Annotated in this window: 12 protein-coding genes; 9 read left to right on the top strand and 3 right to left on the bottom strand. The window is 71.4% G+C overall.

Annotated features, from left to right (window positions below; translation table 11 throughout):
• Positions 1–121: 121 nt before the first annotated feature.
• Both QF030_RS32550 and map read right to left on the bottom strand, forming a co-directional pair.
• The gene (locus QF030_RS32550; RefSeq protein WP_307166146.1) at positions 122–2,707 is read right to left on the bottom strand and encodes an ATP-dependent Clp protease ATP-binding subunit; all 2,586 of its coding nucleotides are present in this window, start codon (positions 2,705–2,707) and stop codon (positions 122–124) included.
• A gap of 201 nt (positions 2,708–2,908) precedes the next feature.
• Positions 2,909–3,679: a type I methionyl aminopeptidase gene (gene map, locus QF030_RS32555; RefSeq protein ID WP_307166147.1), complete on the bottom strand. Its 771-nt coding sequence runs from the start codon at positions 3,677–3,679 to the stop codon at positions 2,909–2,911.
• A gap of 32 nt (positions 3,680–3,711) precedes the next feature.
• On the opposite strand from map, the gene QF030_RS32560 reads away from it, so the two are divergent.
• The 9 genes from QF030_RS32560 (at position 3,712) to QF030_RS32600 (ending at position 14,977) form a co-directional block, all read left to right on the top strand.
• Entirely contained in the window at positions 3,712–3,963 is a 252-nt protein-coding gene (locus QF030_RS32560; RefSeq protein WP_307166148.1) for a helix-turn-helix domain-containing protein, read from the top strand.
• Between the two features lie 143 nt (positions 3,964–4,106).
• Positions 4,107–5,726 (top strand): hypothetical protein, encoded by a 1,620-nt coding sequence (locus tag QF030_RS32565; protein ID WP_307166149.1) that lies wholly within the window; start codon positions 4,107–4,109, stop codon positions 5,724–5,726.
• 179 nt (positions 5,727–5,905) lie between these two features.
• Entirely contained in the window at positions 5,906–6,748 is an 843-nt protein-coding gene (locus QF030_RS32570; RefSeq protein WP_307166150.1) for a nitrilase-related carbon-nitrogen hydrolase, read from the top strand.
• Entirely contained in the window at positions 6,745–8,028 is a 1,284-nt protein-coding gene (locus tag QF030_RS32575; protein ID WP_307166151.1) for an aspartate aminotransferase family protein, read from the top strand. The genes QF030_RS32570 and QF030_RS32575 overlap by 4 nt, the downstream gene beginning before the upstream one ends.
• A gap of 29 nt (positions 8,029–8,057) precedes the next feature.
• On the top strand, positions 8,058–9,641 hold the full coding sequence (locus QF030_RS32580) for a PucR family transcriptional regulator (protein ID WP_307166152.1): 1,584 nt from the start codon (positions 8,058–8,060) through the stop codon (positions 9,639–9,641).
• A gap of 181 nt (positions 9,642–9,822) precedes the next feature.
• Entirely contained in the window at positions 9,823–10,665 is an 843-nt protein-coding gene (locus tag QF030_RS32585; protein WP_171400333.1) for a nitrilase-related carbon-nitrogen hydrolase, read from the top strand.
• Positions 10,666–10,789: 124 nt separating this feature from the next.
• Positions 10,790–12,193: a dihydropyrimidinase gene (hydA, locus tag QF030_RS32590; RefSeq protein ID WP_307166153.1), complete on the top strand. Its 1,404-nt coding sequence runs from the start codon at positions 10,790–10,792 to the stop codon at positions 12,191–12,193.
• Between the two features lie 11 nt (positions 12,194–12,204).
• Complete coding sequence (locus tag QF030_RS32595) at positions 12,205–13,224, top strand: TIGR03842 family LLM class F420-dependent oxidoreductase (protein WP_307166154.1); 1,020 nt, start codon at positions 12,205–12,207, stop codon at positions 13,222–13,224.
• 217 nt (positions 13,225–13,441) lie between these two features.
• Positions 13,442–14,977, top strand: coding sequence for an NCS1 family nucleobase:cation symporter-1 (locus QF030_RS32600; RefSeq protein WP_307166155.1), 1,536 nt, complete (start codon positions 13,442–13,444; stop codon positions 14,975–14,977).
• Between the two features lie 88 nt (positions 14,978–15,065).
• Here QF030_RS32600 and QF030_RS32605 read toward each other — a convergent pair whose 3' ends face one another.
• A complete protein-coding gene (locus tag QF030_RS32605; RefSeq protein ID WP_307166156.1) occupies positions 15,066–15,734 on the bottom strand; it encodes a hypothetical protein in 669 nt (222 codons plus the stop codon).
• Positions 15,735–15,850: the final 116 nt, after the last annotated feature.

Consider the following 15,850-nt stretch of genomic DNA (forward strand, 5'->3'; position numbering starts at 1 on the left):
CGTCCGGTGCGCGCGATCGCAGGGCGGAGGGCCGGCCCCGTAGCGGGTGCCCGCGGGCGGTCCCGGCAACGCGGCGAGCGTGCGTGCCGGGCGTCCCGAGCCGGACGGGACTCTGCGGGACCTAGGGTTCGTCCGGTCGCGCGGCGGGCGTCCGGAGTTCGGGAGCGGGCGGTCCGCCGGTGTTCGTGCGGAAGGCGAGCCGTCCGTCCTCGACGTCCACCGTCACCCGCTCGCCCTCCGTGACGCGCCCGTCGAGCAGCAGCCGTGACAACTGGTTGTCGACCTCGCGCTGGATCGTACGGCGCAGCGGGCGGGCGCCGTACTCGGGCTGGTAGCCGCGCTCGGCGAGCCAGTCCACGGCCGCGTCGGTGAACTCGGCCGTGATGCCCTGGGCCTGTACCAGCCGCCGGGTCCGCTCCAGCAACAGGTCGGTGATCCGCCGCAGTTGCTCACCCGTGAGCTGCCGGAACACGACGATCTCGTCGATCCGGTTGAGGAACTCCGGCCGGAAGTGCTCGCGCAGCGGCCGCAAAATCTGCTCGCGCCGCGCCTCCTCGTCGGCCTCCGCGCCGCCCGACCCGAACCCGATGCCCGCGCCGCGCCGGGTGATCGCCTCCGACCCCAGGTTGCTGGTCATCACGATCACCGTGTTGGTGAAGTCGACCGTGCGCCCCTGGGAGTCGGTGAGCCGGCCGTCGTCGAGGACCTGCAGCAGGATGTTGAAGACGTCCGGGTGCGCCTTCTCCACCTCGTCGAGCAGAAGCAGGGAGTACGGGTGGCGGCGGACGGCCTCCGTCAGCTGCCCGGCCTCCTCGTGGCCGACGTATCCGGGCGGGGCGCCGACCAGACGGCTCACGGTGTGCCGCTCCTGGTACTCGCTCATGTCGAGCCGGACCATGCGCTCCTCGCTGCCGAACAGCGCCTCGGCGAGCGCCCGGGCCAGTTCGGTCTTGCCGACGCCGGTCGGGCCGAGGAACAGGAAGCTGCCGATCGGCCGGTCCGGGCTGGCGAGCCCCGCGCGCGAGCGCAGTACGGCGTCCGCGACGACCCGTACGGCCTCCTCCTGGCCGACGACCCGATCGTGCAGGTGCTCCTCCAGGGCGAGCAGGCGGTCCTTCTCCTCCTGGGTCAGGCTGGCGACCGGGATACCGGTCTGCCGGGACACCACCTCGGCGATCGCCTCCGCGGTCACCTCGAGGTGCCGGCCCTCGTCGGAGGTGACCTCACCGGTCGCCTCCGCGATGCGCTGCTTCAGCTCGACGATGCGGTCCCGCAGCCGGGTGGCCTGCTCGTACTGTTCGTCCGCGACCGCCTGGTCCTTGTCGCGGGACAGTTCCTCGGCCTCGCGCTCCATGGCCCGTACGTCGGTGCCCTTGGTGCGCGCGCCGAGCCGCACCCGGGCGCCGGCCTGGTCGATCAGGTCGATCGCCTTGTCGGGCAGGCGGCGGTCGGTGAGGTAGCGGTCGGACAGCTCCACGGCCGCGACGAGCGCCTCGTCGGTGTAGCGGACCTGGTGGTGGGCCTCGTAGCGGTCCCGCAGCCCGCGCAGGATCTCCAGCGCGTCCGCGACGGACGGCTCCGGGACGAGGATCGGCTGGAAGCGGCGGGCGAGCGCCGCGTCCTTCTCGATCCGCCGGTACTCCTCCAGCGTCGTCGCGCCCACGATGTGCAGCTCGCCGCGGGCCAGGGCCGGCTTGAGGATGTTGGCGGCGTCCATCGACCCCCCGCCCTCGCCACCGCCGCCCGCGCCGACGACGGTGTGCAGCTCGTCGATGAAGACGATCAGCTGATCGGAGTGGGCGCGGATCTCGTCGACGATGTTGGTCAGCCGCTCCTCGAAGTCGCCGCGGAAGCGGGTGCCCGCGACCACGCCCGTCAGGTCCAGGGCGACCACGCGCCGCGCGGCCAGGACGTCCGGGACGTCGCCGTCCGTGATCCGCTGGGCCAGCCCCTCCACGACGGCGGTCTTGCCGACGCCCGCGTCACCGATGAGCACCGGGTTGTTCTTGCCGCGCCGGGAGAGCACCTCGATGGTCTGCTCGATCTCGTCCTCGCGGCCGATCACCGGGTCGATCCGGCCCTTGCGGGCCAGCTCGGTGAGATCCGTGCCGTACTTGTCCAGGGTGGGCGTGCCGGTGGGCCGCTGCCGGTCGCCCGGGCGGGCCGTCTGCGCGGTGTCCGGCGGGTCCGGGGGCAGGTTCGTGGCGGCGAAGCGGGCCGCGTTGAGGATGTGTCCGGCCGCGGAGTCCGGGTTCGAGGCGAGGGCGCTGAGCACGTGCTCCGGACCGATGTAGCCGGAGCCGCGCGAGCGGGCCAGGTCGTGCGCGTCCAGCAGGGCGCGCTTCGCGGCCGGGGTCAGCGACAGCGACGTGGGCGGTGGCACCTCGCCCGGCGGGTGCTGGACGGGGCCGGACCGCTCGTCGATCTCCGACGCGAGGGACTCGGGGTCGGCGCCCGCCCGGCTGAGCAGCGTGCGGGTCGGCTCCGCGCCGAGGGCCGCGCGCAGGAGGTGCTCGGTGTCCAGGTCGCGGCTGCCGTGCTCCGCCGCGTACTGGGCCGCGCCGCGCACGAGATCCCTCGCGGGACGGCTGAGGAGCTGGCCGATGTTGATCTGCCGGGGGCCGGGGCGGGGCCCGCCGAAGAAGCGGGCCAGGAACTCGCCGAAGGGGTCGCCGTACCCCTCCGGGCTGGAGAAGCCGCTGGTCATGGCGTTCCGTTCGATCGACTTTCGCTGCCGGTGCCGACGGGTGCCCTGTCCGTGCCGGGCTACACCACGATGGCACGATCCGCGGGGTGCGGCATGTCCTGGAGGTGCTGCCGTAGGGCGCCCGCGGACCGCGCCGGGCCGGTCGCGCCACGGGGCGGAGCCGCGGATCGGCACGGCCCCGCGCCCGTCGGCGGAAGGCTTCTACCGTCGCTCGGTGAGAATCCTCGGTCCGGCGTCCGTGATCGCCACCGTGTGTTCCGCGTGCGCCGCCCGGGAACCGTCGTTCGTGCACAGGGTCCAGCCGTCCGGAGCCTCGTGGTAACCGTCCTTGCCGCCGGCGATCAGCATCGGTTCGATCGCGATGGCCATGCCGTGGCGCAGGGGGTAGCCGCGGCCCGGGCGGCCCTCGTTGGGGACCCCGGGGTCCTCGTGCATCTGGCGGCCGATGCCGTGGCCGCCGAAGCCGTCCGGGATGCCGTAGCCCGCCTCCCGGCACACCGTCCCGATCGCGTGCGCGATGTCGCCGACGCGGTTGCCGACGACCGCCGCCTCGATCCCGGCCGCGAGGGCCCGCTCGGCGGTCTCGATCAGCCGGACGTCCGCCGGGCGCGGTGTGCCCACGGTGAAGCTGATCGCGGAGTCGCCGGCCCAGCCGTTCAGCACCGCGCCGAAGTCGGCCGACAGGAGGTCGCCGTCGCGCAGCCGGTAGCCGGTCGGGATGCCGTGCACGATCGCGTCGTTCACGGACGCGCAGAGCACCGCCGGGAACGGCGTCGTGGCGAAGGAGGGGCGGTAGCCGAGGAAGGGGGACGTCGCCCCGGCCTCCCGCAGCACGTCATGTGCCACCTCGTCCAGCTCCAGCAGGGACACGCCCACGTCGGCGGCCTCGCGTACGGCCGTCAGCGCCCGTGCGACGACCTGTCCCGCCGCGTACATGGCCTCGATCGATGTGTCTGTCTTGAGCTCCACCATGCCAATTACTATACCGGTATTAGAATGGGGTCATGGTGCGTACCCCCCTCACCCCTGAAGAGCGCGAGCGCGGCGAACGGCTCGGGCTGCTGCTGCGCGAGGCCCGCGGCGGTCGGAGCATGGCCGACATCGCGACGAACGCCGGCATCTCCGCGGAGACCCTGCGCAAGATCGAGACCGGCCGCGCCCCCACGCCGGCGTTCTTCACGGTCGCCGCGCTCGCCCGCGTGCTCGGCCTGTCGATGGACGAGCTGGCGGGGCTGTGCGTGCCCGCCCCCGCGTGACACCCTGGGGTCGCTGCCCGCGCCCGGTCGCGAGCGCCGGCGCGGGTCGCCCGCGTCGGTTTCGAAAACCGGCCGTAGCCGCGCTGTAACACGGTTGGTGTTCTCTACGAACCGGAGTGTTCCGGTCGGGCGGGAGTCGAGCGATGGCTGTGGATCAACTCCCGGGCCAGGTGCGGGAGTTCGCGAGCTACCTGAACGGGCTGCTGTCGCGCCTCGATCAGGGCGCCGGCTGGTGCGCGGTGTTCTGGCAACGCGATCCCGACGGCATGCAGGCCTGCCTCGACGGGCGTGAGGTGCCGCCCTGGGACGTGGTCGAGGCGGTGCTCCAGGACCTCGCCGCCGAGTACGGGAGCGAGGTCGCCGAGCGGCAGGCGGAACGGGTCCGGCCGCTGCACGCCGCCGCCCTCGCCGCCCACGACGCCCGCCCCGGTGGCCGCGACGCCCTCGGGGACCGGCTCGACGTGATGCTCCGCGAACAGCGCTACGCCGCCGAACGGTTGGCCGACCTGGGGCGAAGGCTCCCCTCCGCGGCCACCCACGAGCAGGCCGAAGCCATCCGTCTCGACCTCGCCTGGGCCCACGACGACCATGAACGGGCCACCGCACGGTGCGCCGAACTCCGCCGCCGCATGGCGGAGTCGGACCGCCTGACGGCGTCCGGCGCGAGCCCGGGGCCCGCCCCGCACCGCGCTGCCACCCCCGCGTACGACGCTCCCGGCGCCCACGGCACCCCTGCCGGGTACGGCGCCGCCGAGCCCACGACCGGCCCCTCGGCCGACACCTACGGCACCGACGCCTACGGGACGGAGGCATCCTGGACGGAGGCATACGAGGCGGAGGCGTACGGCACCGACGTGCAAGAGGCGGAGGCGTACGGCACCGACGTGCAAGAGGCGGATGCGTACGGCACCGACGTGCAAGGGGCGGATGCGTACCGGAGCGGGGTGCCCGTGGCCGACGCCCCCGCTGCCCGGCCGGCTCCCGCCGAGGGCGCTCCCGCTGCCGCCCCGGCCTCCGTACCCAAGCAGCGCAAGCGCCGCCGCGGGAGCGCCCGTTTCGCCGGGATGGCCGAGGACGAGGACACCGCCTCCACCGCCGTACCGCCCGGCGCCGAGCCGGTGGGACCCGCGCCCGCCACGGCCGGGCGCCGTACCCTGCGCGGCGCCCGCTTCGCCGGGGCAGCCGCCGAGAACGCGGAGCAGCGGCCCGAGCCCCGGCGCGAGCCGCTGGACACGGCGGCGCGGCGGGAGACCGTCGAGACGGTCGAGCGGCTGGTGCGCCTGCGCGGCGAAGGCCGCAGCGGCGAGGCGCACGCCCTGCTCGTCGAGCTCGCCTACTGGCCGGCCGCCCGGATCCCGCTGCTCGCGGCGGAACTCCAGCGCGCCGGGCTCACCGCCGACTGGACCACCCTGCTCTGGGAGGCCGCCTCCCTCCCCGCCGACCGGCTCGTCGCCGCGGCCGACGCGCTGGTCGCGGTGGGGCGCACGGCCGACGGCGAACAGATCCTGCGCCAGGGCGTCGCCCGTCCGGCCGCCGAGATAGGGCAGGCCGTCCTCGGCCTGGTCGGGGAGGGGCGGCTGCGCGAGGTCCGCGCGCTGCTCGACGCCTACGTCCGGGTCCGCACCCCCGAGGAGGCCGCCCGCAGCGTCGCCCCGGCCCCGGGGACCCTCGTCCCGTTGGTGCTGGAGGCCGCCCGGACCGTCTCGGAGGAACGCCACTGGGACCTGGTGCACGCCCTGCGGGTCGCCGGCTTCACCGCCTGACCCGGGTCACCCCGTTACGCCGAACGGTCGCGACTCACCCACCGGAGTGTGAAACGCGATCGACTCGGCGGGTTAACGACGATGGTCTTGGCAAGCCCGTCCCGGAGGCTTACGTTCGTCCCTCTACGACCTTCGTCTACGGGCGTAGAGGCTCTGACGTCCCGTCGAAGGAGCAGCTCATGGCCAACGTCGTACGTGCCGCACTGGTCCAGGCCACCTGGACCGGCGACACCGAGTCCATGGTGGCGAAACACGAGGAGCACGCCCGCGAGGCGGCCCGCCGGGGCGCGAAGATCATCGGGTTCCAGGAGGTCTTCAACGCTCCCTACTTCTGTCAGGTGCAGGAGCCGGAGCACTACCGCTGGGCCGAACCGGTTCCCGACGGCCCGACCGTGCGTCGTATGCAGGAGCTCGCCCGCGAGACGGGCATGGTCGTCGTCGTGCCGGTCTTCGAGGTCGAGCAGAGCGGTTTCTACTACAACACCGCCGCCGTGATCGACGCCGACGGCTCGTTCCTCGGCAAATACCGGAAACACCACATCCCGCAGGTAAAGGGTTTCTGGGAGAAGTACTACTTCAAGCCCGGCAACATCGGCTGGCCCGTCTTCGACACGGCCGTCGGCAAGGTGGGCGTCTACATCTGTTACGACCGGCACTTCCCCGAGGGCTGGCGGCAGCTCGGACTCAACGGCGCCCAGCTGGTCTACAACCCGTCCGCCACCCACCGCGGCCTCTCCGCCCACCTCTGGCAGCTGGAGCAACCCGCGGCCGCCGTCGCCAACGAGTACTTCGTCGCAGCGATCAACCGGGTTGGCGTCGAGGAGTACGGGGACAACGACTTCTACGGGACGTCGTACTTCGTCGACCCGCGCGGGAAGTTCGTCGGGGAGGTCGCCAGCGACAAGGACGAGGAACTCGTCGTCCGCGACCTCGACTTCGACCTGGTCGAGGAGGTCCGGCAGCAGTGGGCCTTCTATCGCGACCGCCGTCCCGACGCCTACGACGGGCTGGTGCAGCCGTGAACGAACTCCATGCCCGCCACCGCCGCGTCCTGCCGGACTGGCTCGCCCTCTACTACGACGACCCGCTGGAGATCACCCACGGCGAGGGCCGGCACGTCTGGGACGCCGAGGGCAACAAGTACCTCGACTTCTTCGGCGGCATCCTCACCACCATGACCGCGCACGCGCTGCCGGAGGTCACCAAGGCGGTGAGCGAGCAGGCCGGGCGGATCAATCACTCCTCGACGCTCTATCTCAACCGGCCGATGGTCGACCTCGCCGAGCGCATCGCGCACGTCAGCGGCATCCCCGACGCCCGGGTCTTCTTCACCACCTCGGGCACCGAGGCCAACGACACGGCGCTGCTCCTCGCCACCACCCACCGGCGCAGCAACACCGTCCTCGCGATGCGCAACAGTTACCACGGCCGTTCCTTCAGCGCGGTCGGCATCACCGGCAACCGCGGCTGGTCGCCGACCTCGCTCTCCCCGCTCCAGACGCTCTACGTGCACGGCGGGGTCCGCGGCCGCGGCCCGTTCGCCGACCTCGGCGACGCCGAGTTCGTCGAGGCCTGCGTCGCGGACCTGAAGGACCTGCTCGGTCACACCCGCGCGCCCGCGGCCCTCATCGCCGAGCCCATCCAGGGGGTCGGCGGCTTCACCTCGCCGCCCGACGGGCTGTACGCGGCCTTCCGCGAGGTGCTCGACGCACACGGGATCCTGTGGATCGCCGACGAGGTGCAGACCGGCTGGGGGCGCACCGGCGAGCACTTCTGGGGCTGGCAGGCGCACGGCCGCAGCGGACCGCCGGACATCGTCACCTTCGCCAAGGGCATCGGCAACGGCATGTCCATCGGCGGAGTCATCGCCCGCTCCGAGATCATGAACTGCCTGGACGCCAACAGCATCTCCACGTTCGGCGGCACCCAGGTCACCATGGCGGCCGGCCTCGCCAACCTCTCCTACCTGCTGGAACACGACCTCCAGGGCAACGCCCGGCGGGTCGGCGGCCTGCTCATCGAGCGACTGCGGGCCGTCGCCGCCCAGGATCCCGGCGTACGGGAGGTGCGCGGTCGCGGGCTCATGATCGGCGTCGAACTGACGAAACCCGGCACCGACCTGGCGGACCCGGACCGGGCGGCCGCCGTGCTGGAGGCGGCCCGCGCCGACGGGCTGCTGATCGGCAAGGGCGGCGGCCACGACACCAGCGCCCTGCGCGTCGCCCCGCCGCTGTCCCTCACCGTGGCGGAGGCCGAGGAGGGCGCCGCGATCCTCGAAGGCGCGCTGAGGAGCACGCAGTAGCGAAGGCCTGAGCAAGGGAACACCACACGATGACCATCACCCTGGAGCCCTGGGGGCCCGTAGAGCCCCTGGAACCCGCCCTGTCGGTCCGTCAGGTCCTGGCCCTGGAGAGGGTGCTGGCCGGGGAGCCCGAGGTGGTGGCCGGTGCGGGCCACCTCGACCGGCCGGTGCGCTGGGTGCACGTCGCCGAGGCGGCGGACGTCGGTGTGATGCTCAGCGGTGGTGAGATGGTCCTCACCACCGGCGTGCTGCTCGCCGGTGACGAGAACGCGCAGACCGAGTACATCCGGTCCCTGCACCGTGCGGAGGCCGCGGCCGTGGTGCTGGGACTGGGACGGGCGTTCCCCTCCCCGCCGGACGTGATGCGGCGCGCCGCCGAGCGGTGCGGGCTGCCGATGGTCGTCCTTCACCGCCCGTTCCCCTTCGCCGAGCTGACCGAAGAGGTGCAGTCCCGGCTGGTACGGCGGAAGTTCGCCGCCGTCAGTCTGTCGGAGGCCGTACGGACCGCCCTCACCGCTCTGATCACCGCGGGCGCACCGCTCCAGCTGCTGCTCGACGAGGTCGCCCAGCACGCAGCCTGTCCCGTCGTCGTCACCAACCTCGCCCACCGGGTACTGGCGACGGCGGGCGAGCGGTCGGCGGTCGACGACGTCCTGCGGGACTGGGAGCGCATCGCCCGCCAGGCCGGCGGCAGCGAGGGCGACGGCTGGATCCGCGCCGAGCTGGGCGGACGCGGCGAGCGGTGGGGGCAGATCATGCTCTGCGGCCACCGCGGCGACACCGCGGGCGGACGGCTCCTCGCCGACCGGGCCGCCGAGGCCCTCGTCCTGCACCGCATGCTCGGCGGCACCTCCGCCCACACCTGGGAGGAGCAGTCCGCGCAGAGCCTGCTCACCGACCTGGTCTCCGGTGTCGTGCCGGCCAGGCAACTGCTGCCCCGGGCCCGGGCTGCCGGGCTCCCCGTCAACCGGCGCACCTTCGTCCCGCTGGTCGTCCGCGGCGGCGAGCCCGCCCAACTCGAGCGGATGCTGCGGCTGTTGGGCATGCCCGGGCTGGTCGCCGAGCTCGCAGACGGGGCCACCGCCGTGCTGCTCAGCCTCGCCCGCGACCAGGACGCCGAGGCGCTCGCCGCGCACTTCGCCGCCCGGCTGCGGACCGAGTCGGGGGACAGCCGTACGGTCGTCGCGGCGGCCGCCCCGCGCATCGTCTGGGACGACGTGTCCGCCGGGCTGCGCGAGGCCCAGCACGTCGCGGACGCCGTGGCCGACTCCTCGGCAGCGCTCGACCTCCCGGCCGTCGTCCGCCTCAAGGACGTCCATCTGCGCGGCCTGGTCCGGCTGCTGCGGGACGACCCGCATGTGCAGTCCTTCGCCGAGCGGGAGCTGGACGGGCTGCTGTGCGCGGCCGGGGACGACCTGCTCGCCGTACTGCGGACCTACCTGGCCACCGGCCGCAACAAGTCCCGCACCGCCCAGCTCCACCACGTCTCCCGGCCCGCGCTGTACCGCAGGCTGGAGGCGATAGAAGGACGGCTGGGAGTGGACCTGGACGACTTCGAACAAGCCGCTTCGGTGCACATCGCGCTTCTCGCGCACGACGCGCAACAGAGCTGACCTCAGACGGCCGGCAACAGCCCGGAAACATGGAACGACCAGGGAAAACGGTGGTGAAACATGGGTCCGGCAAGACGTGACACGGTGGCACGCCGGACGCCCGCAGGCGTGACACCGTGCAACTCAGAGCAGGCTCGCCGGCTTCCTAGGCTCCTCGTACACCGAGCGACCGGAGGTCCCGATGAGCAGAGTGATCCGTGCCGCCGTCTTCCAGACGGCCTGGACCGGCGACAAGGAATCGATGATCCAGGTACACGAGCAGGCGGTCCGCGACGCGGCCGCGCAGGGTGCTCAGGTCCTGTGTTTCCAGGAGCTGTTCTACGGACCGTACTTCTGCCAGGTCCAGGACCCGCAGTTCTACGAGTACGCCGAACAGATCCCGGACGGCCCGATCGTCAAGCGTTTCCAGGCGCTCGCCAAGGAGCACGGCATCGTCCTGGTGCTGCCGATGTACGAGGAGGAGCAGCCGGGCGTCCTCTACAACACCGCCGCCGTGATCGACGCGGACGGCTCCTACCTCGGCAAGTACCGCAAGCATCACATCCCGCAGGTAAAGGGTTTCTGGGAGAAGTTCTACTTCCGTCCCGGCAACGTGGGCTGGCCGGTCTTCGAGACGGCCGTCGGCAAGGTGGGCGTCTACATCTGCTACGACCGCCACTTCCCGGAGGGCTGGCGCGCGCTGGGGCTGGAGGGCGCCGAGATCGTGTTCAACCCGTCGGCGACCTCGCGTGGTCTGTCGGCGTACCTGTGGCAGCTGGAGCAGCCGGCGGCGGCCGTCGCCAACGAGTACTTCGTCGGCGCGATCAACCGGGTCGGCGTCGAGGAACTCGGCGACAACGACTTCTACGGGACCTCGTACTTCGTGGACCCGGAGGCCCAGTTCGTCGGCGAGGTGGCGAGCGACAAGGAGACCGAACTCGTCGTCCGCGACCTCGACATGGCCAAGCTGCGCGAGGTCCGCGACCGCTGGCAGTTCTACCGGGACCGCCGCCCGGAGGCCTACGGCCCGCTGACCGCACCGTAAGACCCGAGGCCCCCGCGCTCCCGTCGGGGGCGCGGGGCATTGTCCGTGCGCGGCTGAGCCGCGGGACGCGACCGGCCTCGAACGACCCGCACGTCACGACCACAACCCAGCGGAGCGTCCACGCATGAGCACCCGTACCGTCATCCGCGGCGGCCTCGTCGTCACCGCGTCCGACGAGATCCACGCCGACGTCCTGATCGAGGACGGCCGTATCGCCGCCCTCGCCTCGTCCGGCACCCCGGCCGCCGAGGCCTGGACCGCCGAGCGGGTCATCGACGCCACCGGGAAGTACGTGATCCCGGGCGGGGTCGACGTCCACACCCATATGGAGCTGCCCTTCGGCGGCACCTCCGCCTCCGACACCTTCGAGACCGGCACCCGGGCGGCCGCCTGGGGCGGAACGACGACGATCGTCGACTTCGCCGTGCAGAGCGTCGGACGGAGCCTGCGCGACGGGCTGGACGCCTGGCACGCGAAGGCCGAGGGCAACTGCGCGATCGACTACGGCTTCCACATGATCGTCTCCGACGTGAACCAGGACACGCTGAAGGAGATGGACCTGCTGGTGGAGGAGGGCGTCACCTCCTTCAAGCAGTTCATGGCCTATCCCGGCGTCTTCTACAGCGACGACGGACAGATCCTGCGCGCCATGCAGCGCTCCGCCGAGAACGGCGGACTGATCATGATGCACGCGGAGAACGGTATCGCCATCGACGTCCTGGTCGAGCAGGCGCTGGCGCGCGGCGAGACGGATCCGCGGTACCACGGCGAGGTGCGCAAGGCCCTGCTCGAGGCCGAGGCCACCCACCGCGCCATCAAGCTCGCCCAGGTCGCGGGCGCTCCGCTGTACGTGGTGCACGTATCGGCGATGGAAGCGGTTGCGGAACTGGCCCGGGCGCGCGACGAGGGGCTGAACGTCTTCGGCGAGACCTGCCCGCAATATCTGTTCCTGTCGACGGACAACCTCGCGGAGCCCGACTTCGAGGGCTCGAAGTACGTGTGCTCGACGCCGCTGCGGCCCAGGGAGCACCAGGCCAAGCTGTGGCGGGGCCTGCGGACCAACGACCTCCAGGTCGTGTCCACCGACCACTGCCCCTTCTGCTTCGTGGGCCAGAAGGAGCTCGGCCGGGGCGACTTCTCGAAGATCCCCAACGGTCTGCCGGGGGTCGAGAACCGGATGGACCTGCTGCACCAGGCCGTCGTCGACGGGCACATCAGCCGCCGTCGCTGGATCGAGATCGCCTGCGCCACCCCGGCCCGCATGTTCGGCATGTACCCGAAGAAGGGCACCATCGCCCCGGGCGCCGACGCGGACGTCGTGATCTACGACCCGCACGCGGAGCAGATCGTCTCCGCCGAGACGCACCACATGAACGTCGACTATTCGGCGTACGAGGGCAAGCGGCTCACCGGCCGCGTCGAGACGGTCCTTTCGCGGGGCGAACTCGTCATCACCGAGCGGGAGTACACCGGACACGCCGGTCACGGCGCCTACACCCCGCGCTCCACCTGTCAGTACCTCAACTAGGAGCAGTGCAGATGGACTTCGGACTCGTCCTGCAGACCGACCCGCCGGCCTCGAAGGTCGTCGAGCTGATGAAGCGCGCCGAGGGCAACGGCTTCACGTACGGCTGGACCTTCGACTCCGCCGTGCTCTGGCAGGAACCGTTTGTGATCTACAGCCAGATCCTGGCGAACACCAGCAGGCTGACGGTGGGCCCGATGGTGACCAACCCGGGCACCCGCACCTGGGAGGTCACCGCCTCCACCTTCGCCACCCTCAACGACATGTTCGGCAACCGCACGGTGTGCGGCATCGGCCGCGGCGACTCCGCGATGCGCGTCGCGGGCCGTACCCCCAACACGCTCGCCCGGATCAGCGCGGCCATGAAGGTCATCAGGGCGCTCGGCTCCGGCCAGGAGGCGGACCTCGGCGGCGCGGTCGTCAGGTTCCCGTGGATCAAGGAGGACGCCCGGCTCCCCGTCTGGATGGCCGCGTACGGCCCCAAGGCGCTCAAGATGACCGGCGAGGAGGCCGACGGCTTCATCCTCCAGCTCGCCGACCTCTATCTCACCGAGTACATGGTGAAGGCCGTCAAGGACGCCGCCGTCGCCGCCGGCCGCGACCCGGCGGAGGTGAAGATCTGCGTCGCCGCCCCGGCGTACGTCACCGAGGACGACTCGCCCGAGGCGCTCGCCCACGCGCGTGAGCAGTGCCGCTGGTTCGGCGGGATGGTCGGCAACCACGTCGCCGACCTGGTGTCCAAGTACGGCGCGCACTCCGCCGCCGTACCCGACGAACTGACCGACTACATCAAGTCCCGCGAGGGGTACGACTACTCGCACCACGGGCGCGCCGACAACCCCGACACCGCGTTCGTGCCGGACGAGATCGTCGACCGGTTCTGCCTCGTCGGACCGGTGGAGAAGCACATCGAGAAGCTCCAGGCGCTGCGTGAGCTGGGTGTGGACCAGTTCGCCGTCTACGACATGCACGACGCCCAGGAGGCCACCATCGACGCCTACGGGGCGCGGGTGATCCCCGCCGTCAACGGCTGACCCGCGCGCACGGACCGCCGTAGGGCACCACGACCGCCGTACGGCACCACGACCGCCGTACGGCGCCACGACCGCCGCGAACGGCGGGCGAAAACCGTAGAAACCGCTCGACCACCCCACCCCCCACTCCAGTTCTCCCCTCCTCCGACGTCCCTGGGGAGGGGGCCGGAGCCCGCACGGCCTTTCCGGATCCGCCCCTCGTTTGATTGGCCTGCCCATGACCGACACCGCTCCCACGGCCATACCGCCGACCTCTCAAGTCACCCTCGCCGACGGCCGGGTGGAGATCGCTCCTGGTTCGCCGCAGCCCAGCGGCCCCTACGCCAACGAGGACCTGCTTCCGGTCCCCGTGGAGAAGCGCACCTGGACCACGTACAACTTCTCCGCGCTGTGGGTCGGCATGGCCCACAACACGGCGTCGTGGACGCTCGCCTCCGGTCTGATCGCCGTCGGCATGGACTGGAAGCAGGCGGTGCTCACCATCGCCCTGGCCAACGTCATCGTGCTGGTCCCCATGCTGCTCACCGGGCACGCGGGCCCGAAGTACGGTATCCCCTTCCCGGTGTTCGCCCGCGCCTCCTTCGGTGTCCGCGGCGCCAACCTGCCGGCGGTCGTACGGGCGTTGGTGGCGTGCGGCTGGTTCGGCATCCAGACCTGGATCGGCGGCGAGGCGATCTACTTCCTCGCCGGGAAACTGATCGGAAACGGCTGGAGCGACGCCGGTGAGATCGGCGGCTACGCCTGGACGATGTGGCTGTCGTTCGCGATCTTCTGGGCGATCCAGGTCGCGATCATCTACCGGGGCATGGAGACGATCCGGCGCTTCGAGAACTGGGCGGCGCCCTTCGTCCTCGTCGGCGCGCTGGTGATGCTCATGTGGATGAGCAACAAGGCAGGCGGTTTCGGCCCGTTGCTCGACCAGCCGTCCAAGCTGGGCTGGGGCGGCGACTTCTGGAAGCTGTTCTGGCCGTCTCTGATGGGCATGATCGGTTTCTGGTCGACGCTGTCGCTGAACATCCCGGACTTCACGCGGTACGGAAAGTCGCAGAAAGCGCAGACCTGGGGTCAGGCGCTCGGCCTGCCCACCACCATGACGCTGTTCGCGCTGCTGTCGGTGATGGTCACCTCCGGTTCACAGGCGGTGTACGGCGAGACGATCTGGGATCCGGTACAGCTCGCCGCCAAGACGGACAACGTCTTCGGTCTGCTGTTCGCGCTGGTGACCGTGCTGGTGGCGACCCTGTCCGTGAACGTCGCGGCCAACCTGGTCTCGCCGGCCTTCGACTTCTCCAACATCGCGCCCAGGAAAATCAGTTTCCGTACCGGCGCCCTCGCCACCTGTGTCCTCGGGGTGCTGATCTTCCCGTGGAAGCTGTACTCCGACCCGCAGGGCTACATCTTCACCTGGCTCGGTCTGGTCGGCGGTCTGCTGGGCACGGTCGCCGGCATCCTCATCGCCGACTACTGGGTCCTGCGCCGCGGCAAGCTCGACCTGACCGATCTGTACCGCACGGGCGGCCGTTACTGGTACGACGGCGGCTGGAACTGGCGGGCCGTGGTGGCCTTCGTGACCGGCGGAGTGCTGGCCGTCGGCGGCGCCAGCTTCAAGCCGCTGATCGACGGCCGGCCGATCCCGGCGCTGGAATCCCTCGCCGACTACGGCTGGGCGGTCGGCCTGGGCACCTCGATGGCGCTGTACCTGGCCTTGATGCTGCTGCTGCCGCCCGCACGGCAGGAACAGGACGCCGTCTGACGGATGACGCGGGAACGGCCGGAAGGGCTACCGAGCTCTTCCGGCCGTTCCCGTCCGTCGGTCCGTGCGCACGTCGCGGCGAGAGCGCTCAGCTCTTCCGGCCGTTCGACAGGGCGGCCACCACTTCCTTCGCGGCCTTGATCGCGCCCTTGTTGATCTCGTCGGTGCCGGGCGCCTTCTTCGTCTCGAAGTCGCTGCCGTTGTAGTTGACGATCACCAGCGCGTTCGACACCCGGGCGAAGACGACGCCCTCACGGGTCTGCTGCTTGTCCTCGGTCGTGAGGTTCACCACCGAATAGGCCTCGTCACCGAGGCCCGGGACCGCCCCGCCGCCGCTCTTCTCGCCGGTGCGCTCCTTGTACGACGTCTGTGCCGCGTCGTCCGACTCGGTGATCTCGAAGGAGACGTCCAGCCACCGGTAGTCGTACCCCTTGAGCGCGTTCCAGGAGCAGGTGCGGCGCAGATCGGTGTCCGTGGACGGGATCTCCTTGCCGGCCGTCTTGGCGCCCGGCACGAGTGCGGTGACCGTCTTCGCGGCGATGCTGGTGCACGGGGCGGGCGCGGCGGCGTACGTCTTGGACACGGCCGTGGAGGAGGGTCCGGACGTCTTCTCGGACTGGGTCTTCTGCGTGTCCTTGGCCGCGGTGTCCTGCTTTTCCGTGAGCGGACCGGACGACATCGCCCAACCCGCGCAGGCGAGCACGACCACGGGGGTCAGGCGCGCGGTGAGGGCGAGCGGCAGTGGGAGTGAGCGCACGGCGCACTTTCGTGGGGGACGGTGCGGACGGAGTCCGCAGTGCGGACAGGGGACGCCAGTGTCACACGACTCCCTGTGGGGCGGAAGCGTGAACTCGCTCCGTGGCTGCGCGGTGA

It is taken from the genome of Streptomyces rishiriensis, from assembly GCF_030815485.1.
GTDB lineage: Bacteria > Actinomycetota > Actinomycetes > Streptomycetales > Streptomycetaceae > Streptomyces > Streptomyces rishiriensis_A.